Genomic DNA, 23,166 nt, shown 5'->3' with positions numbered 1-23,166 from the left:
CATACGTAGTTACACCCCCAACTCCCGCCACATATGGATCTTGTCGAAGTACTCCACACCCACCCTCACCGCCAACGGCTCGAGCCCGAACTGCACGAAACCGCAGCGTTGGTACAGGGTTAACGCCGCGTCATTGCCGGCGGTGACGGTCAGTTGAATCAGTTTCAACCCTTCACGCGCTCGCGCCTCGGCGAGTGCGGCTTGTACCAATTGGTAGCCCAACCCGATATGACGAGACGCAGCGGATACATACATGCCAAACAGCGTGGCCTTGTGCCGGGCTTTTTCCTGCGGTTCGAAGGCCAGACCGACGATGCCCACCAGGTTGTCGCCTTCAAACGCGCCGAGCACCAGATCCAGATCGCTGGTCAGGCGCGACTCCCACCAGGCCAATGGCATTGTGGCGCGCTCGGCGACGCTGGAGGTAAACGCCTCGGGATGCAGACCGTAGGCTTCAAGCATCAACGCCCGATACTGCGCGGCGTGTCGTTGGTTCAGGCGTTGGATGTTCATGGCGCGTTCAAACCGGCAATGAAAAATGGCTCATGTGGATTATCAGGCAGTCCGACGTTGTTCGAGCATCAAACGCACCGCGAGCGCGGCCAGCACAAAGCCCATGAAGTAGCGCTGCACCGCCAGCCACAGCGGGTTGTGGGCGAACCACGCTGCAATTCCAGAGGCAAACAATGCGATCAGCAAGTTGACTAAAAAGCTCACGCTGATCTGGGTCAGGCCGAGAATGATGCTCTGGCTGAACACCGAGCCGTGCTCGGGGTTGATGAACTGCGGAAACACCGACAGGTAGAACACCGCGATTTTCGGGTTCAGGGCACTGGTGAGAAAGCCCATCAGGATCAGTTTTCTGGAAGAGTCCGGCGGCAGTTGCCGGGCCTCGAACGGCGAGCGCGCTCCCGGTTTGAGTGCCTGCCAGGCCAGCCACAGCAGGTACAGCGCGCCAGCCCATTTCAGCATTTCATAAGCCATCGGCACGGCGAGAAACACCGCCGTCAAACCTGCCGCAGCCGCGAACAGGTGCACAAAGAATCCCGCCACCACCCCCAGCAATGAAGTCACGCCGGCCTTGCGGCCCTGGCAGATCGAACGGGAAATCAGGTAGATCATGTTCGGCCCTGGCGTGAGCACCATCAGCAGTGCAGCAGCGGCGAACAGCAATAAGTCTTGAGTGGGAATCATGGAGCAGTCCTTTGTCCGTTGAAGATCAGGCAGGGGTCGTTTGTGATGCCCGATAAAACGGCAAGATCAGGTCCCGTGTCAATGGCGCCAACACCAGACCGCCGTCGGTGGCCGGATCGATCCAGACCACCTCTTCGATTTCCGCTGCCGCAGTCACATCAGAGGCGATGTTCAACTGGAAAAGTTCGGCTTCCACCACAGAACCCGGCTCGTTGGCGGCTGGAGCGCAGAACTTGCCCAGGTAACGGGCTGCCGTCGTATCGATACGCAATCCGAGTTCTTCTGCAAGCTCACGCGCCAGCGCCGCCACCGGTTGTTCATGAACTTCGATCTTGCCGCCCGGCTGCATGAACGCCTGAGTGCCGCGCTTGCGTACCAGCAGGGTTCGACCGTCTGGACCAATCAAGAGCGCCGCGGCAATGCGGATGATGGAGGAAAATGTTGCGGATGATGGAAGAGTCATGGGTGAGAAATGGCCTGGGACGCAAAGGCGCAAGGATCCCATGAGTTTCAGTTTGTCGGCAATTGAGGAGCCGGGTATCGCAGTCGTTCGAACTTCGAGCGGGTCATGACAGCCAGTCCGTTCCCCAAAAGGGAGAGAGCTGGCTTTCGAGACAGGCAACGATTTCCCGCCCCCACACAACCTCGCTCCACCTCAAACAACGTCTAACCAACCTGCTGCAAGCCCCCCACCTCCTCCGGCACTTTGACAAAAATGCTGTATTTGCCCCCCTCCATGGCTTCGAAGGCGATCAGTTTCGCCACCAGCGGCCCATTGAGCTGCTTGCCGGCATTGAGCAGGAGCATGCCGTTGTCGGCATTGAGGTTGCGTGCCAGCACCATGCCGGCCGCCAGTTCACGGGTGCTCAGCACTTTGACCGAAGGATCACCGACAGTGACATCGCTCAGGTACGCTGCGCAGACTTGAACGAAATCTTCCACCAGCTCCGGATCGTAAAGCTTGCCGGCGTAGTTGCGGATGAATACCAGTGCTTCATCACTGTTCATCTGCCGCTCGAGGATCAGCCCGCGCTGCAACTCGATAAAGTCCACCGCCAGTTTCAGCAGCCGCGAACCGAAAGGAATCGCCTCGCCCTTGAGGTGATCGGGGAAGCCGCTGCCGTCCCAACGCTCCTGATGGTGAAGAATCAAGCGGGCCGCATCCTTCATCGGGTCCAGAGTCATCAACAGCGACTCACTCTGTTTCGGATACCCCCGGTAACGCTCACGCTCGGTGTGGTGCAGCAAGTCGGCGGGGGCCGTCATCATGCTGTCGCTCCAGCTCAACTTACCGATGTTGTAGAGTGCCGCGGCCATGGTCAGGTCGCGACTGGTGGCCTCATCCAGCCCATGGGATTTGCAGTAGACGCGCACCAGTTCGATGATCTGCCGGTTGGTTTGCTTGGCCTTCGGTAAACGCAGATTGGCCAACAGCGAGAACACTTCGGTACCCGTGACATAGCTGTGTTTGAGCTCTTCGTAGGCCAGGTCGAGCATGTCCGCCGTTTGCTGCAGTTCAGCAGTGCGTGCAGCGACATGCTTTTCCAGCGTCGCGTTGAGCGACTTCAATTGCTCGTTCTGCTCCCAGGTCAACTGCACCAGGCGCAGCCGTTCGCGCTCGGAATGCTGATGCGCCAGGGATTGGCGCAAGGTCAACAGCATTTCCTCATCGTTCCAGGGTTTGCTGATGTACCGATGGATCTGCCCTTCGTTGATCGCTTTGATGATCATCGTCAGATCCGCATAACCGGTCAGCAAAATGCGCATGGTCGAAGGGTGACGCCGATGAATTTCCATCAGCAAGGTGGCGCCATCCATATTGGGCATGCGCGCATCGGTCATCACCAGATCGATCGGTTGCTGCCCCATGACCTCCAGGGCCTGAGCGCCACTATTGGCCAATACCACGTCGTAAGGCTGGCTGCGCAGCAGACGGCGCAGGCTGTTGAGGATCGACTCTTCATCATCGACCAGCAGAACCTTGGGTCTGTAGGCCGAAGCCATCGCAGATTGCTCATCCATGGCAGTACCTCAATTCAACACTGGGACGTTCATTCTTTGGGCAAATGAAAGGTAAACATCGGCTATTGCGTGGGTTTGAGCTAAAGGCTAGACGATTTTCAGCTAATTCGATGGCAATTTGAGCTCAAGCGCCCGGCGAACCCAAAGGAGCCGGACTATGCTCAAGAAAATAGGATCCAATATCTGCTCCCGCATAAGTCCGCGACAGGAAGGGATGCCATATGAATTCAACGCGCACAATGGCCGTATTCCTTGGTGTATTCCAATGAAGGCGTTGCAGGAGCCGGTAAACCGACGAATCCTGATCGTCGATGATACCGCATCGATCCATCAGGACTTTTACAAGATCCTCAGCCCGCAAGCGCTTGATGAGGACGCACTGAGCAGCGTCGAAGAGGCACTGTTCGGCTCCCCGGTGGCCGCTCCCCTCCAGAGCTTTTTGCTCGATTCGGCGTTTCAAGGCCTCGAAGCCCTGAACAAGGTGGAGTCGGCGCTGGCCAACGACTTGCCGTACGCCATGGCCTTCATCGATATGCGCATGCCGCCCGGTTGGGATGGGCTGGAAACCATCGAGCGACTCTGGCAGGCCGACCCCAGGCTGCAAATCGCACTCTGCACCGCGTATTCCGACTACTCGTGGGAGGACATCACCGAGCGTCTTGACCTGGGTGACCGGCTGCTGATCCTGAAAAAACCCTTCGATGCCATCGAAATTCGCCAGATGGCCAGTGCACTGACGGTCAAATGGCAGATGACCGAAAACGCCTCAATGAAAATGAACCTGCTGGAACAGGCAGTCGAGGAGCGCACCCGGGAACTGTCCGACGCCAATATCATTGTGCAGAACAGTCCGACCATCCTTTATCGCCTGCGCGGTGAGCCGTCGTTCCCGCTGATGTATATCTCCCACAACATCACCAAGTTCGGTCACGTCGCGGCCCAACTGGTCGCGTCGGCGAATTGGGCCAAGGAGCTGATTCACGTCGACGATCAGGAGAAAGTCGACGCCGCCATGGCCCGGGTGCTGGACCGCCACGCCGCAGGCGCATCCATCGAGTTCCGCATGCGCACCGGCGGCGGTGCCTGGCGCTGGGTCGAAAACCGCTATATCCCGGTGCGCGATAACGAAGGTCGGTTGCTGGAAGTCGAAGGCATCATCATCGACATCACCGAGCGCAAGGTGGCCGAAGAGAAGATCTTCCTGCTGGCGCGTACCGACGGGCTGACCGGTCTGGTCAACCGCGCCACACTGATCGAGCGCCTGCACCAGGCCTTTGCCGCGGCCCGACGCGGCGCTGCACCCTTTGCGATGTTCTATCTGGATCTGGATCACTTCAAGCGGATCAACGACACCCTCGGCCACCCGGTGGGTGATCTATTGCTGCAAGAAGTCTCCAGGCGCATCAAGGCTTGCGTACGCGAAAACGATGTAGTGGCGCGCCTGGGCGGCGACGAGTTCGCGATATTGCAGCTGGACGTGGGCGACCCGACCCATTCTGCGGCCCTGGCGGCGAAGGTCCGTGATGCGCTGGTTCTGCCCCACTCGCTGGATGGCAACGATGTTCGGGTGTCGGTCAGCATCGGTATCAGCACCTACACACCAGACAGCGCAAGCGCCGATAACTTGCTGATCCAGGCCGATATGGCGCTGTACCGTTCAAAGGAGGAGGGCCGCAACCAGTACCACTTCCACTCAGAGGAGATCAATCAGGAGGTGGTCGACCGGATTACCCTGGCCAATGACTTGAAAACGGCCATCGAACAAGGCGAGCTCGAACTGCACTATTTGCCTGAAGTCGATCTGAGTTCGGGGAAAATCCTCGGTATGGAAGCCCAGGTGCGCTGGAACCACCCCGAGCGCGGGCTGCTGGAGGCCGATGTATTCCTCCCGGCGGCGGAAAAAACCGGGACCATCATTGCCCTTGGGCATTGGCTTCTGGATCAGGCCTGCCAGCAAATGCGCCTATGGCGCGACCAGGGCATGGCGCCACCAGTGATTGCGATCAAGCTCTCTCTGGCCCAGCTCAAGAGCGGCCCGGACCTGATCTATGACGTCCTGCGGACCACCGCCCGCTGGACCCTGTGCCCTTGGGATCTGCGGTTCGACGTCACCGAAGCGACCCTGGCCCAGACCAAATGGACCCACAATGATGTGCTGCCGCGCCTGCGAGAGCTAGGAGTGAAAATCGCCATCGACGATTTCGGCACCGAATATTCCTCGTTCGACTACCTCAAGACGTACCAGGTCAACCACCTGAAGATTGCCCAGGCGTTTATCGACAGCGCCACGCGGGATCCGGCCAGCGCGACGACCCTGCGTGCCATCATCAATTTCGCCCGCGAAGTCGGCATCGGCATCATCGCCGAAGGGGTGGAAACCCAAGAGCAACGAACCTCCCTGATCTCTACCGGCTCGCCGATGAATGCTCAGGGTTACTACTTCAGTAATGCGGTCAGCAGCCAGCAGGCCGCGCAACTGTTGATGAACGGCAGCATCGTGCCGACGCCCCCTGCCGACACCGCAACCCTTGCGGTCGAAGACTCGCACCGACCACCGGAGGCCGCGAGATGAAGCCATCGTTAGCCATTACCAACCGGCGCATTCTGATCATTGACGACACACCGTCGATCCATGAGGACTTTCGCAAGATCCTCAGTCCTGTACCTGCGGGTGAACAGCCCCTGGCCGGCACCGAAGAGACCCTGTTCGGCACTGCTCAGCCTGTACGCCCGACCTTCGAGGTCGACTCGGCCTATCGGGGCCAGGAAGCTCTGGAGCTGGTCACGCGCGCCCTGGCCGAGGGCCGGCCTTACGCCATGGCGTTCACCGACATGCGCATGCCAACTGGCTGGGACGGACTGGAAACCATCGAACATCTATGGAAGACCGACCCTAACCTGCAGATCGCGCTATGCACCGCCTACTCCGACTATTCCTGGGAAGCCATGGCCGAACGCCTGGAGTTCAGCGACCAGTTACTGGTGCTGAAAAAACCCTTCGATAGCCTGGTAATACGCCAGATGGCCAGTGCGCTGACCTGGAAATGGCAGATGGCTCAGGATGCGGCGCTAAAAATGCTCAGCCTGGAACGAACCATCGAAGACCGCGTCCATGAGCTGTTGAAAGTCTCTCATCTGTTGCAGTACGACGTGCTCACCGAGCTGCCCAACAGCACCCTGCTCGGCGACCGGCTGACCCAATCCCTGGCGCTCTCCAGGCGCCATGACAAGCAACTGGCAGTGATGTTCCTGGGCCTGGATCGCTTCAAGCGTATCAACAACGCCCTGGGGCATCCGATTGGCGATGAAATGCTCAAACGGGTTGCCCGCAGCCTGGCAGCGACCGTGCGTGAGTCCGATTCGGTATTTCGCTACGGTTCCGACGAGTTCGTGGTGATCCTCGCCGATGTCCATCATCCCCAGCAGACCAAAGGCATCGCCGAGAAACTCTTGAGCGCGGTGAATACCCCTCAGCACATTGCCGGTCATGACCTGAGCGTGACCGCCAGCCTGGGTATCAGCATTTATCCCGACGATGGCTTCGATGCCCTGGTGCTGATCAAGAAAGCTGAAACCGCCATGCGCAACATCAAGGAAAACGCGCCTAACGATTTCGGTTTTTTCATCGACGACATGAATCAGCGCGCCCGTGAACAGCAAAGTATCGAGTCCGGCATCCGCCTGGCCCTGGAACGCAAGGAGTTCGTCCTGCACTACCAGCCCAAACTCGACCTCAGATCCGGCAAAGTGGTCGGCGCCGAAGCGCTGATTCGCTGGTTCAAACCCGGGCACGGCTGGGTCTACCCGTCGGACTTCATTTCCGTTGCCGAAGACAGCGGCCTGATCGTCCCGCTGAGCAAATGGGTGTTGGCCGAGGCCTGCCGTCAAGCCTGCACCTGGCAGGCGGCCGGGCTGCCGCCGATCAGCATCTCGGTGAACGTTTCCGCCATCGATTTTCGTCAGCGCGGTTATGTCGACGGCATAGTGCAGATACTCGAACAAACCGGTCTCGATCCGACGCTGCTCGAACTTGAGATTACCGAAAGCGTACTGATGCAAAACGTCGACGCCACCGTGGCAACCCTGCGGTCCATCAAGGCGCTGGGAGTCCGGCTGGCCATCGATGATTTCGGCACCGGTTACTCGAGTCTGAGTTATCTGCGGCGCTTTCCCATCGATGTCTTGAAAATAGACCAGTCCTTCGTTCGCGGCCTGAGCAACGACAGCAATGACGCAGCGCTGGTCAGCGCCATCATCAGCCTGGGCAAAAGCCTCAACCTGAACATCATCGCCGAAGGTGTGGAAACCCTTGAGCAACTGGACTTCCTCAAGACCCATCACTGTGAGGAAGGTCAGGGCTATTACTTCAGCAAAGCGGTAGAACCTCTGGCGTTTGCCCAGTTGCTCAAGGCCGATGCGCAACCTGCACCACCGGACGAATAGATCAACGCTTTGCCCCTTCAGGTTTAACGACACTCAGGTACCCGGCCAAGGAATCATCAGATGTCGCCATACCGTCCCAACCTGATCGGCGCCCTGTTGATTGGGGTTTGCCTGACAGCCAGTGCCGAACCACTCGACGAGCCGCTAAAACCACTGCCGCCGATCCCTCACCAGGATCCCCAACGCGTAGAGCTGGGCCGCCGGCTGTTCAACGAAACACGTTTATCGGTCAATAACAGCCTGTCCTGTGCCAGCTGTCATCACCTGGAAAAAGGCGGTGCCGATGACAAGCCGTTTTCCCTCGGCTTCGACGGCAAGCCGTTGGCGGTCAACACCCCTAGCGTGTTGAATGCCAGCCTGAATTTCAGACAGTTCTGGAACGGTCGGGCCGATACCCTGGAAGCGCAGGCCCACAACGTCGTGCAAAGCCCCACCGAAATGGGCAGCAACTGGAAGAACGTGGTCGAAACACTTTCCGCCGACCCGGCCTACCACTCGACCTTCAGTGCGGCTTACCCCGACGGCGTGACAGTCGCTAATGTGCAGAATGCTCTGGCGACCTACGAACGCACCCTGTTGAGCAGCCGCTCTCGCTTCGACCAATACCTGCTGGGCAACACCGACATTCTGACCCTCGATGAAAAGTACGGTTACCAGCGTTTCAAGGATTACGGCTGCATCGCCTGCCATCAGGGCGTAAACATTGGCGGCAACATGTTCCAGAAGTTCGGTGTGATGGGCGACTACTTCCAGGCCCGGGGCAACCCGACCGAGTCCGATCTGGGACGTTACCTGGTGACCAAGGATGAAGAGGACCGCAATGTCTTCAAGGTTCCCAGTCTGCGTAATGTCGCGGTTACCGCCCCGTACTTTCACGACGCGTCGGCCAGGACACTCGAAGACGCGGTGGACGTGATGTTCAAGTACCAGCTGGGGCGCGTCCCTTCCGAGCAGGACAAGACCTTGATCATCAAATTCCTCAAAACCCTGACCGGTGAATGGGAAGGCAAGCCGTTATGAAAATGTCCCGCAGCCTCAGCCTGGCGTTGCTCACTGGTATGTCCCTGCTGCTCGCCTCGATTCTGCTGTTCCTGTACCTCAAGTCCAGCTCCGATCAAACCACGACCTATACCGAATCACGGGATCTGATCGCACAGATAAAGCAGTTGAACGCGCAGTGGGAAACCGAGGTGCTCAAGGCCAGAGTCGCCATCACCCACAACTACGATCCACTGGTTTCGCCGCTGACCGAAATGACCCGCCTTTGGGACAGGTTCGACCTGATGGAGTCCAGCCATGGCCGCAATGACTCAGTGTTATGGCAAGCCAGTCATGACGCCTACCTGAACGCGATCAAGGAAAAAACCCGGCTGGTGGAGCGGTTCAAATCGCACAACGCCGTGTTGCGTAACTCCCTGGCGTTTCTGCCGACCGCCGAGGACGATATTCAGGGCCAGCTCGCCCGCGTCCAGGACAGTGACAAGCTGCGGCTGCAAAACGTTGCCACCGACACCTATGACCTGTTGCTCAGCAGCCTTGAATTCGCCCAGGTCACCTCCGATGACAAAGCTGCCGATATCCAGGTCGGCCTGAACAAACTGTCGGTGGACCGGGAGCGTCTACCGGTGGCGTTCCACGGCCCGGTGGAAATTCTGGGCAACCACATCGCGCTGATCCTGCGCGAACAGCCGGTGGTCAACTCCTTGCTGGATAATATCGCCGCGATCCCTGTGGCTGAGCGCCTGGATGACATCACCAACCTGCTCAACAAAGACGAGCAACAGAACGACATCAGCGACCGCAAATACCACTTCTACATGCTGCTGTTCTCGACCCTGCTGGTCGTCTTGCTGCTGTACCTGGCGATTCGGCTGTTGCGTAGTTTCGCGGTGATCAATCGCGTCAACAAGGACCTGCAATCGGCCAACGAGGAGCTCGAACAACGGGTAGAAAAGCGCACACGTGAGCTCAAAGACACCCAGAGCGAATTACTGCATACGGCGCGCCAGGCCGGAATGGCGGAGATTGCGACCAATGTGCTGCATAACGTCGGTAATGTGCTCAACAGCGTGAATATCTCTGCTGACCTGGTCACCCGCAAACTGCGCACCAGCAAGGCGCTCGGGTTGGGCAAGGCCATGCATTTGATCAACGAACACTCGCACGACCTCGGCGAATTCATCACCCGGGACGAAAAAGGCAAGCTGCTGCCGGGATACCTGAACCAGTTGGTCGACGCCATCGCCATCGAGCAAAAAAGCATCACCGACGAATTGACCCAGTTGAGCAAAAGCGTCGATCACATCAAAGACATCGTCTCGACCCAACAGTCCTACGCCGGTGCCTCCAGCCTGGTGGAACCGCTGCAGGTCAGTGACCTGCTCGAAGACGCCCTGCGCATGAACTCCGGCGCCCTGACCCGGCACCATGTAACGGTGATCAAGGACTACAGCGATGTGCCACAGGTGATGGGCGATAAACACCGGCTGCTGTTGATTCTGATCAACCTGATCAGCAACGCCAAATACGCGATGTCTGACCTCAGTGACCGGCCTCGGCAAATGACCCTGGGGGTGAGGGTCGTCAACGATGAAACGTTGCAGGTCAGCGTCAAGGATGAAGGCGAGGGGATCGCACCCGAAAACATGACACGGATCTTTGCCCACGGTTTCACCACCCGCAAGGAGGGTCACGGCTTCGGCCTGCACAGCTGCGCCCTGGCCGCAATCGAGATGAACGGCCACCTCACCGCCCATAGCGACGGGCCGGGCAAGGGTGCGCTGTTCACCTTGCAAATCCCTTTGAAAACCGTAGCAGGTCAAGCATGAACAACCTGTCGAACCGACGCATCCTGCTGATCGATGACACACCTTCGATCCATGAGGACTTTCGCAAGATCCTCAGCCCGCAGGCGCAGCAAAACGCCGATCTGGAGCTGATGGAAGCCGCGCTGTTCGGCAGCGAGGTCAAGCGCTCGAGCACCGCGTTCGAACTGGATTCGGCCTATGGAGGTCAGGAAGGTCTGAGCAAACTCTGCGAAGCCTTGAAAAACGATCGGCCTTACTCACTGGCCTTCGTCGATATGCGCATGCCCGAGGGCTGGGATGGTGCGCAAACCATCGAACATTTGTGGAAAGAAGATCCGCGCCTGCAAGTGGTGGTCTGCACCGCCTATTCCGACTATTCCTGGGAAGAACTGCTCGACCGGCTGCTGGCCCACGACCGGCTGTTGATCCTGAAAAAGCCCTTCGACAATATCGAAGTTCAGCAGATGGCCAATATCCTCACCACCAAATGGGAAATGACCGAGCGAGCGCAGATGCAGATGAGCCATCTGGAACAGATGGTCGAGCAATGGACTCAGCAATTCAAAATGGCCAGCGACGCCCTGCAACGGGAAACCGATGAGCGTAAACAACTGGAAGACCAGTTGGTGCAATCGGAGAAACTGGCCTCCCTTGGCCAAATGGCGGCCGGTGTCGCCCATGAAATCAACAACCCCATCGGTTTCATTTCCTCCAACCTCGGCACGCTGAGCGGCTACTTCAACCATTTGCAGGAAATGCTCGACGCTTATCACAGTGCCGAAGAAGCCATCGGTTCAAACGAGCGTCTTGAACGCCTGAAAAGCCTGCGTGAGCGGATCGAACTGGACTTCCTCATGGAAGACATTCCATTGCTGATCAAGGAGTCCAAGGAAGGTATTGGCCGGGTTGGACAAATCGTCAAAGACTTGAAGGACTTCTCCCGGGTGGATGCCAGCCAGCAGTGGCAGTGGGCAAATCTGCAGCATGGCATCGACTCGACCCTGAACATCGTCGCCAACGAACTCAAGTACAAGGCCGACGTGGTCAAGGAGTATCAAGATCTCCCCGAGATCGAATGCCTGCCATCACAGATCAATCAGGTGATCATGAACCTGATCGTCAACGCCGCTCAGTCCATGGGGCCTGAACGGGGCACGATCACGCTGCGCAACGGCATTGAAGGGGAATCCGTCTGGCTGGAGGTCGCCGATACTGGCTCAGGCATTGCGCCGGAGAGTTTGCAGAAAATCTTCGATCCTTTCTTCACCACCAAACCGATAGGGCAAGGGACCGGGCTAGGCCTGTCACTGTCCTACGGTATTGTGAAAAAGCATCGCGGGGATATTTCAGTGCGCAGTGAAGTCGGTGTGGGAACAACGTTTCGGGTTCAATTGCCGGTCCGACAGATGCTTTTGAACGATTGAATGAACCGTTCAAAAGCATCGCGGTGTATCAGACAGCTTACGCCGCTTCCTGGAAATCCATCTCCGGTGGCTGGCGACGGAAACCGCCGGTGAGCACCCCCAGATACACGAAACCAATCGCCAGCCAACTCCCCCCCAGATAAATCGCCAGATGATCGAGACTGACCATCAGCCACAAGTCCGCCACCAGCCCGATCAACGGAAAAATCAGAAACAGCAGCAACTCGCGCGGACCGCGTTTGTCGCCACCGATCCAGTAGTGAAAGATCACCGACAGATTCACCAGACTGAACGCCAGAAACGCACCGAAGTTGATGAACGAGGTGGAGGTCGTCACGTCCAGTTTCAATGCCAGCAAAGCCACCACGGCACAGAGCAGGATGCTGTTGACCGGTGTGTCGAAGCGCTCATGCAAGGCGCCGAAAAAGGATTTGGGCAATACACCGTCACGCCCCATGGCGAACAGCAGACGCGAACCGCTGGCCTGCGCCGCCAGGCCCGAAGCGAACTGGCCGACGATCAGACCGATCAGAAAGATCGAAACGAACAGATCACCGCCAACGTTGCGGGCAATCTCATAGGCCGCCGAGTCGGCGTTGTCGAACTGAAACGACGGATGTGCGATCTGCACGAAGTACGACACGCCGACGAAAATCAGCCCGCCGATAAGAGTGATCAACATGATCGCCCGGGGGATGGTGCGACGAGGCTCACGGGTTTCTTCAGTGAGCGTGCTGACCGCATCGAAACCGAGGAACGAGTAACAGGCGATAGCCGCCCCGCTCATGACCAGCGGCATCTGCATGTCGCCGCTGAAGAACGGTGCAACCGTCCACAACGGTTTGCTGGCGTCATCACCGATGTAATGGATGCACAGCGCGACGAATGCCACCAACACCAGAAACTGCACCACCATCAGCAAGGCGTTGATACCGTTGGCCAGTTTCAGGCCGACGATGTTGATCGCACTGGTGATCCCAATGAACGCCAACACCCAGATCCACTGCGGCACCGCCGGGAATGCCGAGCTCAGGTATGCCGCACCGATCAACCAGATTGCCATCGGCAGGAACAGGTAATCGAGCAACACCGCCCAGCCAGCGATGAAACCGAGTTTGGGGCTGATGGCTTTGCGCACATAGCTGTAAGCGGACCCCGCAACCGGGAACGCCGCAGCCATTCGCCCGTAGCTCATGGCGGTAAAGAACATCGCCACCAGCGCCGCCAGATACGCGGCCGGGACCATGCCGGCGGTGGATTGCGCGAGAATGCCAAAGGTGCCGAGAACGATGATCGGCGTCATATAAGCGATGCCAAACAGCACCACCGACCCTAACGACAGGGTGCGTTGCAAACGAGCCATGAGCGACTACTCCGATTTATTAGATTTATGGCAGAGCCGAGTTCGGCGAAAACAGCAGGTGTTGCTAGTTGTTATTGATCGTTCCCACGCTCCGCGTGGTAACGCCTCTAAGGACGCTCCGCGTCCGCTTCTGTGACGCGGAGCGTCACGGGCTGCATTCCCACGCAGAGCGTGGGAACGATCCGTCGCAGAGCGTGGGAACGATCTATGCCGCAGGAATCATCAACTCCCGCAGCCCATCAGCATGCTCAATCACCTCACCAGGCAACCTGAGCCGCTGGTCATCCAGGTACCGATAATCGCGCCGCGCTGCCGCCAGCCGACTCACATCCAGCTCAACAGCGAATGTCCCTTCTTCCCGTCCAGCCTCGAACAACAGGCTGCCGAACGGATCCACCAGCGCACTGCCACCGGCAAACAGCAGCCCGCCATCACCCTCTTCCACCCGGTTGACCATCAGCGCAAACGCCTGGTTTTCCTGGGCGCGAGCCATGATCGCGGTGCGGTGGGTCAGACCGTAGGGGTCCATGTTGCCGTTGGTGACAATCAGCAGCTCAGCCCCCAGCTGCGCCAACGCACGGGCGGTTTCCGGGAATTCGATGTCGTAGCAGATCAGTAAGCCCACCCGCACACCGTTCCACTGGCAGGTCGCGTAACGATCACCGGCACTGAACACCCCTCGATCCGAGGCCCAGAGGTGGGTCTTGCGGTACTTCAGGGCGATGCCTTCAGGCGTGATCAGCAAGGTGGTGTTGTAGAAATGCCCGTGATCGTTCTCCGCGACGCCGATCACCACAGCGATATTGCGCTCACGCGCGGCCTGCAGCACGGCAGTGACGGTCGGACCGTCCAGCGGCTCGGCGATCCGGGCCACGGTCTCGGCAGACGGGAAGCCCATCAAGTGGGTTTCCGGGAACACAATCAACTGCGTATCGACGGCGCAGGCAGCAATCGCCACCAAGGCTCGCTCAAGGTTGTAAGCTGTGCCGTTGTCACGGCCCGCCAATTGGGCTAATTCGACCTTCATGGGTTTTCCTTGTTCTATTCGCCGGACTGGCAGAATGTTGCCCGGCCACTGGATCTGCGTTCAGTATGCGCAGCTGCAAGCAGCCGGGGGAATTACGCGGCTGGGGTAACCCGATAGGGGTAGACGTATGACGCTCACGCTTGAAGACATCGCCTGGCACCGCTCGGTCGGGCAAATGATCGATACCCTCGACAAACCCAACTTCTGGACGCAACTGGTGCGCCTGCTCGATCAGTACGTGGCCTTCGACAGCTGGGTCGCGCTGCTTTTCAGCAATGCTCAGCGCCCGCAAGTGTTCGCCGAATGCCCGGGCGAGGACGGCAGCCCCGATCAATTGTTTCAGGATTACCTCAAGGGCCTGTACCTGCTCGACCCGTTCTACATCGCCAGCCGCGAGCAATCCCAAACGGGTCTCTATCGCCTGGCCGAAGTCGCGCCAGAGCACTTCGAACTGACCGAGTATTACCAGCGCTACTTTCGTCTGAATGTGGTGGCCGATGAAATCCAGTTCAATTGCCAGCTCGATGGCGACCGGACGTTGTGCCTGTCGCTGGGCTCCCGGCAATGCTTCAGCCCCGAGCAGATCGCCCTGTTGTCGCTGATCCAGCCCTGGGTGCTTGGCCTGTTGCGCCAGCGCTTACCCTATGAAATCAACGAAGTGCTGGTGGCACCACAAACCGCGCCACAGGGCGACTGGCGGATTCAGCTGGAAGCTTCGGTGCAGCAGCTCAAGGGCGCGCAACTGACGGCCCGCGAGCTGGATGTCGGGCGTTTGATGCTCAGCGGCTGCTCAAGCAAGGAAATCGCCCGCAAACTGGAAATCTCCGTCGAAACCGTGAAGGTCCATAAGAAACACATGTACAGCAAGCTGGGGATCAAGTCCCAGTCCGAGCTGTTCTCGATATTTCTCCAGGCGCAGAGTGCCTGACGCTGTAGGAGCAGCCGGTCGACGCTCGATTGCTCGCGATGGACTCAAGGGCGACGCGTTTATTCAGAAAGCATGCGTTATCGTTAACGTCCATCGCGAGCAAGCTCGCTCCTACAAGGGGGCGATTGACAGTCACGTCAGCGCCCGCTTCCAAGGATAAAAAGACGGGCTTCGACCTCCCCGCCCTTGATCGTCAACGTCTGTTTCCACTCCATTGGAAATGTCACGACATCTTCGGGCTGGGGTTTTCCCGTCACCCACCAGACTCTGCCGGCACTCAGTTTCAACGCGGAAACGTCGTTAAAAAAAATCCAGTCCAGACGTTGGGGGATGAGCACCCATCCACCGTAATTGTAAGGTCCTCGGGACTCACCGGATGACGATCTGGAAACGTACAGCCTCGGCTGGATGCCCGTAGTGTTGTAGTACATGAACGGTAAATACCAGTACAAACCGTCGACCACGATCTCGTCATCTGGACGAGCCTGGCGATTGATACCGGCCGCCACAGTGTCCAGCCTGGCCACTTTGCGAACGGATGTCCCGTTCAGCCCATCCGTTTGCTCATAGACAATCAGCAGCCCCTGTATTTCCCCCATGACAAAAACAACCATGGCAATAAACGCGATGACCGCTCGTCGTTCGGCCAATGCATCCAGCGCAACCGCTGCGATGAGGGGCAATCCGACGGCCGCAAACACCAGGTACCTGGCGACAAACACTGGAACGACCAAGGACATCAGAAAGACAGTGAGTACCGGCACAAAAAAATAACCGACCAGCAACAGACTGAACCTTTGATCGTTGCGATCCTTCAGGACCACCATTGCCGCCGCCAAAACGACTAACGCTGACAGGACTATTGCCCACAACACCGAGCCATCCGCAGCATCCTTCATCACGGTGAATTGCGCTACAGCGCCCAACAATGTCTGCCAGGTGACAGGCGGTATCCATCCGAGCCCGCCGATATGTAGCAGTTGATCAATGAAATGGGGCAGCCACGGTAAATAGAGCAAGGCAATTGCACCATTAGCCAGTCCCCATGCCCGGGCGGGTAGCGCCGTGCCACGACCAGCGATTTGCCCCCTCCACCAGTAAAGCCAATGAACCAATGCGCAAAGAGCCGCGAAGTAATTCGTATAAAACGCGGACGTCATCAGCAACACATAAATAACCGGATAACGTATGTGCTGCGGTGTTTTGACCCAACACACAAAAGCCACGGTTGCGCCCATGAGCCAAAAACCCACCATCGTGTACATTCGAACTTCCTGGCTGTAGCGAACCGAGATCGGCAGCAACGCCAGCAGCAAGGCTGCCATCCAGGTTGCTCTGCGGGTTGCAACCAGACTCATCAGTTTCATGCAGAGCAACAGCGTTCCCACATCGACCAGCGCACTCAGACCTCGTACAGACACGACGCTGTTTCCAAACAATCTCATCCAGTAATGCAGCAGGAGATAATAGAGAGGTGGATGAACGTCCCGCGCAGTATTGAACCAGATCAGCCTGGGAGACTTTTCGCTTAGCAGCAGGCTGTACGCTTCGTCATACCAGATGCCCGGCACGCTAATACCGTGGAAGCGCACAATCAACGCGAGTGTGACTATAGCGACCAGGCCAAGGCCGTCGACGAACAGCTGCCGAGGGTTTGCTTGATCAACGGAATAAAGTCTCATCGCGTTAAACAATCCTTTTCAGAAAGGCTCGTTCATTTGACGCACTATTGCGCCTAGCGCTATTTACATATGAACTTTTCGATTCATGGTGGTTCTTTCATGACAATGAAACCATAGTCGCCCACCAGGTAGATGTTATAGAACTTGCTATCCACCACCGCTGGATAGCCTCTATAACCTACCCGCGTCGCATTTCTCCGTTCTCCTTCGGTGACCACATTAGTGATGCCTACCCTGGGCAAATTTTCGGACAACATGAAAAAGTCCACATTTAAAACATAAGCCAGCACCGGCATCAACTCAAAAGAGCCTGTCGCACCCGACAGCCAGTGATCGGAATAAGTAACCGACATATATATTCGTTTGGCTTCTCGCAGGCGCTGATTGGACGCGATGTCATGTTCGAGCGAAAACAGTGCACTGGTGGCGAATTCTTTCTGCACATTCAGAACGCGTCCATACGCATAGGACAGAGAAAGCATGCTTAGCAGAGGTACCGCCAGCAGAACGCTCAGTCGCGGATCAATAACCTCCAGCACCAGATGACTCAAATAAAACAAAAACACCAGCAATACGGCAAAGCCCATCAAGGTTCTTGCGCCCTCATTGAAATCCCTGAAAACCAGCGTGGCACCCGGAACAAGCAACAGCAGAACAGGCAGGGTCAGGAGACAGATCAAACTCAGTATTATTTTTTTCAGAACACTCTCTTTCCGTTTAACTATGGTGAACCCGACCCGTATTGTCCCGGCTCCGGCACAAAGCAGCACAGCCCAAAGCAACCAGAAATTCCCTCCATGAAAAAGCAGAGCAACTTTGTTTGCCAGGACACCGAGACTGGTTTCAACCTGGAGAAATCCATTCATACTCCATTCCAGCAGTGGCAAGCGTTCCTGAATAATAAATGGATAAGCTACCACGTAATAAACAACCCCGCCCACCATCAACTGTGCAATTTTCCACTTAACCAACGAACATAACGAACCCCATGACACTTCGTCATTGACAGCCCTGATCAGTTCGACACAGCAAAGTCCCAGAAATACATTAATACTCAACTGATAAAGCCCTATCCCCGTTGCTATCAGTATGCCGGGCACCACAACTTGCAGCACCGCAGACTTCGCCCGAAAGGTCATCGCATAAATAATGGCGACCAGACTCAACGTCATGGCAGGTCCATCGTATTGATAAGACAGGTTCTGCAGGAAAAACGGGTTATACCAAAGGGGTAACAGCACAAAGCAACATGAAACGGTGATTTTTTTGTAGTAGTGCATCGTCAGGCTCGTCAAGGCGTGGGCCATTGCGAACGTTGCAATTAAAAGTGGTAATGGGAAAATATTTGGCGCGCCCGACGAAAACGTCAACGCATTGTAAAACAGATCAGCCCATAACCGCCCCTGACCTGCCCAGGCTGTTCCGGCAGCCAATGACCGCCAGTTATCGTCAATATAATAGTAATCCGTCAGAACCAGAGGAAATATGTAAATGAAAGCGCTGATCAAAAAAAACACCCGTACTTCACGCCCATCCAGTTTCTTGTCCAAAAAACTGACCACACTCATTTCAGCGCTCCTTTCTCAGCCCTGAACTTCACTGGATTTTTTATAGCCCTGGCCTGTTTTTGCCGCCTATGACATCCTTCACCACGTATCTGGGCCGATGCTTCGCTTCAATATAAATTCTGCCGACATACTCACCGAGTATGCCGATACCAATAAGCTGCACACCGCCCAGAAACAGAATAGCGGTCATCAACGAAGGGTAGCCAGGCACACTGTTACCAAAGAAAATTTTATCCAGCACCATATAAATCGCGTAAAGGATCGCAAACAAGGAAATCCCGGTACCGATATAAGTCCACAACCGCAACGGCACAGTACTGAAAGAAGTAATACCCTCCAGCGCCAGGTTCCACAGTTTCCAACCGTTGAACTTGCTCGTTCCCGCCACTCGCTCGGCCCGCTCATACTCGATGACCACGGTATTGAATCCCGCCCACGACAGGACGCCCTTCATGAATAGCTGGTGTTCCGGAAGCGTGCGGATCACATTCACGACCTTGCGGTCCATCAGCCGGAAATCACCCACGTTTTCTTCGATCCTGGTGTAGGCGATCCTGTTTAGCAGGTGGTAAAACAGTGCCGCGCTATGCCGTTTCAGATAACCGTCGGCGGCGCGACCATGACGTTTGGCGAGAACCACATCGGCCCCGTTCTTCCACTCCTGGATCAACTGAGGAATTACATTGATCGGGTCCTGCAGATCGACATCCATCGGAATCACAGCGTCCCCTGTGGCATACTCAAGCCCGGCAAACAACGCCGGCTCCTTGCCAAAGTTGCGCGAGAAATTGATGACCAACACATTGTCATCGGCCAACGCGAGGGCTTTGGCCTGCTCGGCGGTCTGGTCCGAACTGCCGTCGTTTACAAAAACGATCTCGACCTCGCACTCATCGAGCGACAATTGCTGGCGGACAGCGTTATAAAACAGGTTAATCGCCTGTTCCTCATTGAACACTGGAACGATCAGCGAAACTTTCACGTCTCACGCTCCTGGAAAACGAAGAATTTCGAGTAAAAGAAACCGCACACCAGACTGATGGCGGAAAAGACAACCAGGGTGATCAACCCCGGCAGCTGTAATCGGTCCCCCGCATAACCCACGCCAAGACTCAACACGCCCATAAACCCGACAAACAGCAGATAGCGCGAAGCAGTGGCTTTTAGTTTGAAGGTGTATCGCGCATTGGCATAAAAGGAAAATGAAACTGCCACACAAAAGGCTGCGAGGTTACTTGGCGCCTGACGAAAGCCCATGAGCGCGTGTAGAACAAAAAACGTCGACCAGTGAATCAACGTATTAAGAAGACCGACTGAGACGAATCTGTAAAAGCCGTGAAACACAGGCTTTACATCCATGGCCATGGCGTTTATTTCCGATTAACCTGCTGGCACCTGTTCCATTGACTTGAGTGGTCAATCCACGACTCACCGAACGACACCTTCCTGCTCCAGGAGATATGACGTACGCACCGTTCTTTGCGAACACTACTGCGGCTTTCAGACAAGAGCGGTCTGTACTCCACGCTAGGCACCCTGCGCCCACTTGTCTACTTTCAGACCCGCAATTAGACCAGTGGACAAAACGCCATTCTACCGACTCGTTTTAATTAACAGATCACTGACAGCCCCCTGCGTTCCTGCGTCTGAGACATCCAGTAATACCCAACCTTTGCAATTGCCGGCGAACCACGCCACCCTGCGCGCCGCCGATGTGCGGCACGCAATCTTTTGTTTTGTCCGCCACTCCTTGCTTAATATTCGCTCAAGAGCCCGCTGTGATGCTTAACGGACGCGACCCTCGCATAGATTTCTTTCGCGGCCTGGCGCTGATCTTCATTTTCTGGGATCACGTGCCGCAAAGTCCGCTCGCCCATTTCACCGTGCGCAATTTCGGTTTCAGCGACGCGGCGGAAATCTTCGTGTTTCTGGCAGGTTATGCAGCGGTACTGGCCTACGGCAGGATCGTCCAGCGCGATGGTTATCTGATCGCCGGTGTGAAGATCCTGCGACGCGCCTGGGTGCTGTACGTGGTGCATATCTTCCTGCTGGCGCTGCTGATGGGCATCGTATTTTTCGCCAACAGCCATGTGCAAACCCGCGATCTGGTGCAGGAAATGGGTCTCCAGTATTTCCTGAGCAATCCGCAGCAAGCATTGGTCGATGAGCTGTTGCTGCGCTTCAAACCGAACCTGATGGACCCGCTGCCGCTGTACATCCTGTTGTTGCTCGGCTTGCCGCTGGTTTTGCCAATGCTGTTGCACAAGGCTGAATACGTGGTGCTGCTATCGGTGGCAGTGTATCTGCTGGCGCCGTGGTTCCAGTGGAACCTGGCGGCTACGGACGGCGGCGTGTGGTTCTTCAATCCGATGGCCTGGCAACTGCTGTTTATCCTCGGTGGTGCAGCGGCAATTCACGGGCAGCGGCCAGCCATGCCGCAAAACCGTTCCTTGCCTCGCCAGCCGTTGTTTGTCGCAGCGGCGATCTATCTGCTGATCACAGGGTTGATCGCACTCTCGTGGAAATGGCCGACCGTACATGACGCCTTCATGCCAAAAATGCTCGGTGAATGGCTCTACCCGATCAGCAAGACCAACCTTTCGCCGACGCGTCTGCTGCACTTCCTGGCCCTCGCCTACGTCACCGCAAAGCTGTTGCCAAGCAGCGGCTGGACACAAAACTGGTTGGCGCAGCAAAGCTGCCGCATGGGTCGTTATTCGCTGGAGGTATTTTGTTTCGGCGTGCTGCTCGCGCCGCTGGCGGACATGCTCAACGCCCTGGCCGGAGATACCTTGGCGATGCAGGTATTCAGCGCCGTGCTGGGGGTGGGATTGATGGCCGTGCTGGCGGCGTGGCTGGACTTGAACAAGCGCTTGAACCGCCCGGTACAGGTCGTAGCGGCTTAACGTCAAAATATCTTGAAAAACAAAAAGCCCCGATCACTCGGCCGGGGCTTTTGCTTTTCTCAATCTACCAATTACGACGCCGAACGCACCGCACCCTGCAGCGCATTGGCCGGTTGCAGCTTGAACACGTAGAACAGCACCGTCAGCAGCACCAGAAACGCCGGGCCGACATACAGGGCGATGCGAGTATCCGGGAAGTAAGCCATCAGGCCCACCACCAGCACCAGGAACCCCAGCGCCAGGTACGAACTTACCGGGTACAGCCACATGCGGTATTTGAGACCCGCACGTTCAGCCGGGCTCAGGCCTTTACGGAACTTGAGCTGTGCCAGCAGGATCATCACCCAGGTCCAGATTGCGCCGAAGGTGGCAATCGCGGTAACCCAGACGAAGACCTTCTCAGGCACCAGATAGTTGAGTAACACGCCCAGCAGCAAAGCACCGATCGACAGCAGCAACGCGCGACGTGGCACACCGTTGCTCGTCTTGGCAAAGACTGCCGGGGCCTGGTCATTCTGGGCCAGGCTGTAGAGCATGCGACCGGTGCTGAAGATGCCGCCGTTGCAGGAGGACAGTGCCGCAGTGATCACCACGAAGTTGATGATACCGGCAGCAGTCTTGATCCCCAGACGCTCAAAGGTCATCACAAACGGGCTGCCTTGAGTGCCGATTTCATTCCACGGGTAAATCGACAGGATCACGAACAGCGCGCCGACGTAGAACAGCAGGATGCGCCAGAACACCGAGCCGATTGCATTCGGAATAGTCTTCTGCGGGTTCTTCGCTTCACCGGCGGTCAGGCCGATCATCTCGACGCCCAGGTAGGCGAACATCACCATTTGCAGGGACATCAACACACCCTGGATGCCGTTAGGCATGAAACCGCCATGGTTCCACAAGTTGGAAATCCCCAGCGCCACGCCGTCGTTGCCGAAACCGAAAGCAATCACACCGATGCCGCCGACGACCATCGCGATGATCGTGACGATTTTGATCAGGGCAAACCAGAACTCGAATTCACCGAAGGCCTTGACCGCGATCAGGTTGATCGAGCCCATGCTCACCAACGCCGCCAACGCCCAGATCCAGCGCGGCACATCGGGGAACCAGATGCCCATGTAAACGGCGACCGCTGTGATTTCCGCGACGCAGGTCACCAGCCACAGGAACCAGTAATTCCAGCCAGTGAGAAAACCCGCCAACGGGCCAAGGTAGTCTTGAGCGTAGCGGCTGAAAGAGCCGGCTACCGGGTTATGCACGGCCATCTCACCGAGGGCGCGCATGATCACCAGAATCGCCAGGCCGCCGATGATGTAGGACAGCATGATCGCCGGGCCGGCCATTTCGATAGCCTTGGCCGAACCCAGGAACAAACCGACACCGATACAGGCGCCAAGCGCCATCAAGCGAATATGCCGTTCACCGAGTTCGCGTTTGAGCGGGCCGCCCTGAGCGGTCTCGCCGTGGGGCAGATGATTGCCAACTGGCATGGGTACAACCTCGTCTTGTTATTGGATATGAACCACTGGTATTCGAAATACCGACCGATAAGCCTGTACTTCCTGATACCGGGCCAACTTCGTGGGTTGGCACGTCTTGCAGGGCAAATCCTGCAAGATCAGCGGGCGTGCAGTATAAAAAGCTCTTATCAGGGCTTTTCACTATATAAACGACTGGATTCAGCGAGAACTCGCGGTATAAGCCGCTTGAACGGAGGGGGCATTACCTGGGTTTCGGGCCTCCTCGTGTCTGCAAAACGGCATCGAGTATTGCACAGAAATGGTGCATCGCAATGCCCCCTA

At 56.9% G+C, this 23,166-nt stretch carries 18 protein-coding genes; 7 read left to right on the top strand and 11 right to left on the bottom strand.

The annotated features are described in order from the left end of the window. Nucleotides 1-9 precede the first annotated feature (9 nt). From AC07UI_RS08045 to nosR, 4 genes are all read right to left on the bottom strand, one after another. Nucleotides 10-513 (bottom strand): GNAT family N-acetyltransferase, encoded by a 504-nt coding sequence (locus AC07UI_RS08045; protein ID WP_494991980.1) that lies wholly within the window; start codon nt 511-513, stop codon nt 10-12. A gap of 42 nt (nt 514-555) precedes the next feature. Next, nucleotides 556-1,194 (bottom strand): LysE family translocator, encoded by a 639-nt coding sequence (locus AC07UI_RS08040; protein ID WP_494991979.1) that lies wholly within the window; start codon nt 1,192-1,194, stop codon nt 556-558. A 25-nt stretch (nt 1,195-1,219) separates the two neighbouring features. Beyond that, entirely contained in the window at nt 1,220-1,657 is a 438-nt protein-coding gene (locus AC07UI_RS08035; protein WP_494991978.1) for an NUDIX hydrolase, read from the bottom strand. 203 nt (nt 1,658-1,860) lie between these two features. After that, nucleotides 1,861-3,216 (bottom strand): response regulator c-di-GMP phosphodiesterase, NosR family, encoded by a 1,356-nt coding sequence (nosR, locus tag AC07UI_RS08030; protein ID WP_494991977.1) that lies wholly within the window; start codon nt 3,214-3,216, stop codon nt 1,861-1,863. A 265-nt stretch (nt 3,217-3,481) separates the two neighbouring features. On the opposite strand from nosR, the gene AC07UI_RS08025 reads away from it, so the two are divergent. From AC07UI_RS08025 to AC07UI_RS08005, 5 genes are read left to right on the top strand one after another with little or no spacing between them, the layout of a single operon-like run. Next, complete coding sequence (locus AC07UI_RS08025) at nt 3,482-5,788, top strand: GGDEF/EAL domain-containing response regulator (RefSeq protein WP_494991976.1); 2,307 nt, start codon at nt 3,482-3,484, stop codon at nt 5,786-5,788. Continuing rightward, complete coding sequence (locus tag AC07UI_RS08020) at nt 5,785-7,659, top strand: EAL domain-containing response regulator (protein ID WP_494991975.1); 1,875 nt, start codon at nt 5,785-5,787, stop codon at nt 7,657-7,659. Before AC07UI_RS08025 ends, AC07UI_RS08020 begins: the two co-directional genes overlap by 4 nt. 60 nt (nt 7,660-7,719) lie before the next feature. Beyond that, entirely contained in the window at nt 7,720-8,679 is a 960-nt protein-coding gene (locus tag AC07UI_RS08015; RefSeq protein ID WP_494991974.1) for a cytochrome-c peroxidase, read from the top strand. Next, nucleotides 8,676-10,487, top strand: coding sequence for a DAHL domain-containing sensor histidine kinase (locus tag AC07UI_RS08010; protein ID WP_494991973.1), 1,812 nt, complete (start codon nt 8,676-8,678; stop codon nt 10,485-10,487). The genes AC07UI_RS08015 and AC07UI_RS08010 overlap by 4 nt, the downstream gene beginning before the upstream one ends. Continuing rightward, nucleotides 10,484-11,890 (top strand): ATP-binding protein, encoded by a 1,407-nt coding sequence (locus AC07UI_RS08005; RefSeq protein ID WP_494991972.1) that lies wholly within the window; start codon nt 10,484-10,486, stop codon nt 11,888-11,890. The genes AC07UI_RS08010 and AC07UI_RS08005 overlap by 4 nt, the downstream gene beginning before the upstream one ends. Nucleotides 11,891-11,927: 37 nt before the next feature. On the opposite strand, the gene AC07UI_RS08000 is transcribed toward AC07UI_RS08005, so the two are convergent. Together AC07UI_RS08000 and AC07UI_RS07995 are read right to left on the bottom strand one after the other, a co-directional pair. Then, nucleotides 11,928-13,253 (bottom strand): APC family permease, encoded by a 1,326-nt coding sequence (locus tag AC07UI_RS08000; RefSeq protein ID WP_494991971.1) that lies wholly within the window; start codon nt 13,251-13,253, stop codon nt 11,928-11,930. Between the two features lie 205 nt (nt 13,254-13,458). Then, a complete protein-coding gene (locus AC07UI_RS07995; RefSeq protein ID WP_494991970.1) occupies nt 13,459-14,280 on the bottom strand; it encodes a carbon-nitrogen hydrolase family protein in 822 nt (273 codons plus the stop codon). Between the two features lie 127 nt (nt 14,281-14,407). Between AC07UI_RS07995 and AC07UI_RS07990 the strand changes: the two genes are divergently transcribed. Next, nucleotides 14,408-15,208, top strand: a complete 801-nt coding sequence (locus AC07UI_RS07990; RefSeq protein ID WP_494991969.1) for a helix-turn-helix transcriptional regulator — start codon at nt 14,408-14,410, stop codon at nt 15,206-15,208. A gap of 137 nt (nt 15,209-15,345) precedes the next feature. Here the strand turns inward: AC07UI_RS07990 and AC07UI_RS07985 are convergent, their stop codons facing one another. The 4 genes from AC07UI_RS07985 to AC07UI_RS07970 form a co-directional block, all read right to left on the bottom strand. Next, nucleotides 15,346-16,890, bottom strand: coding sequence for a glycosyltransferase family 39 protein (locus tag AC07UI_RS07985; RefSeq protein WP_494991968.1), 1,545 nt, complete (start codon nt 16,888-16,890; stop codon nt 15,346-15,348). A gap of 83 nt (nt 16,891-16,973) precedes the next feature. After that, nucleotides 16,974-18,458: a glucosyltransferase domain-containing protein gene (locus tag AC07UI_RS07980; RefSeq protein ID WP_494991967.1), complete on the bottom strand. Its 1,485-nt coding sequence runs from the start codon at nt 18,456-18,458 to the stop codon at nt 16,974-16,976. Nucleotides 18,459-18,498: 40 nt separating this feature from the next. Then, nucleotides 18,499-19,440, bottom strand: coding sequence for a glycosyltransferase family 2 protein (locus AC07UI_RS07975; RefSeq protein WP_494991966.1), 942 nt, complete (start codon nt 19,438-19,440; stop codon nt 18,499-18,501). Next, nucleotides 19,437-19,817, bottom strand: coding sequence for a GtrA family protein (locus tag AC07UI_RS07970; RefSeq protein WP_494992144.1), 381 nt, complete (start codon nt 19,815-19,817; stop codon nt 19,437-19,439). Before AC07UI_RS07970 ends, AC07UI_RS07975 begins: the two co-directional genes overlap by 4 nt. Before the next feature lie 422 nt (nt 19,818-20,239). Here AC07UI_RS07970 and AC07UI_RS07965 point away from each other — a divergent pair, with 422 nt between their 5' ends. Continuing rightward, entirely contained in the window at nt 20,240-21,364 is a 1,125-nt protein-coding gene (locus AC07UI_RS07965) for an OpgC family protein (protein WP_494991965.1), read from the top strand. Nucleotides 21,365-21,435: 71 nt separating this feature from the next. On the opposite strand, the gene AC07UI_RS07960 is transcribed toward AC07UI_RS07965, so the two are convergent. After that, on the bottom strand, nt 21,436-22,854 hold the full coding sequence (locus AC07UI_RS07960) for an amino acid permease (protein ID WP_494991964.1): 1,419 nt from the start codon (nt 22,852-22,854) through the stop codon (nt 21,436-21,438). Between the last annotated feature and the right edge of the window lie 312 nt (nt 22,855-23,166).

Source organism: Pseudomonas sp. GW821-FHT04C07 (assembly GCF_059420325.1).
This window is presented reverse-complemented; position numbering and strand designations above follow the sequence as displayed.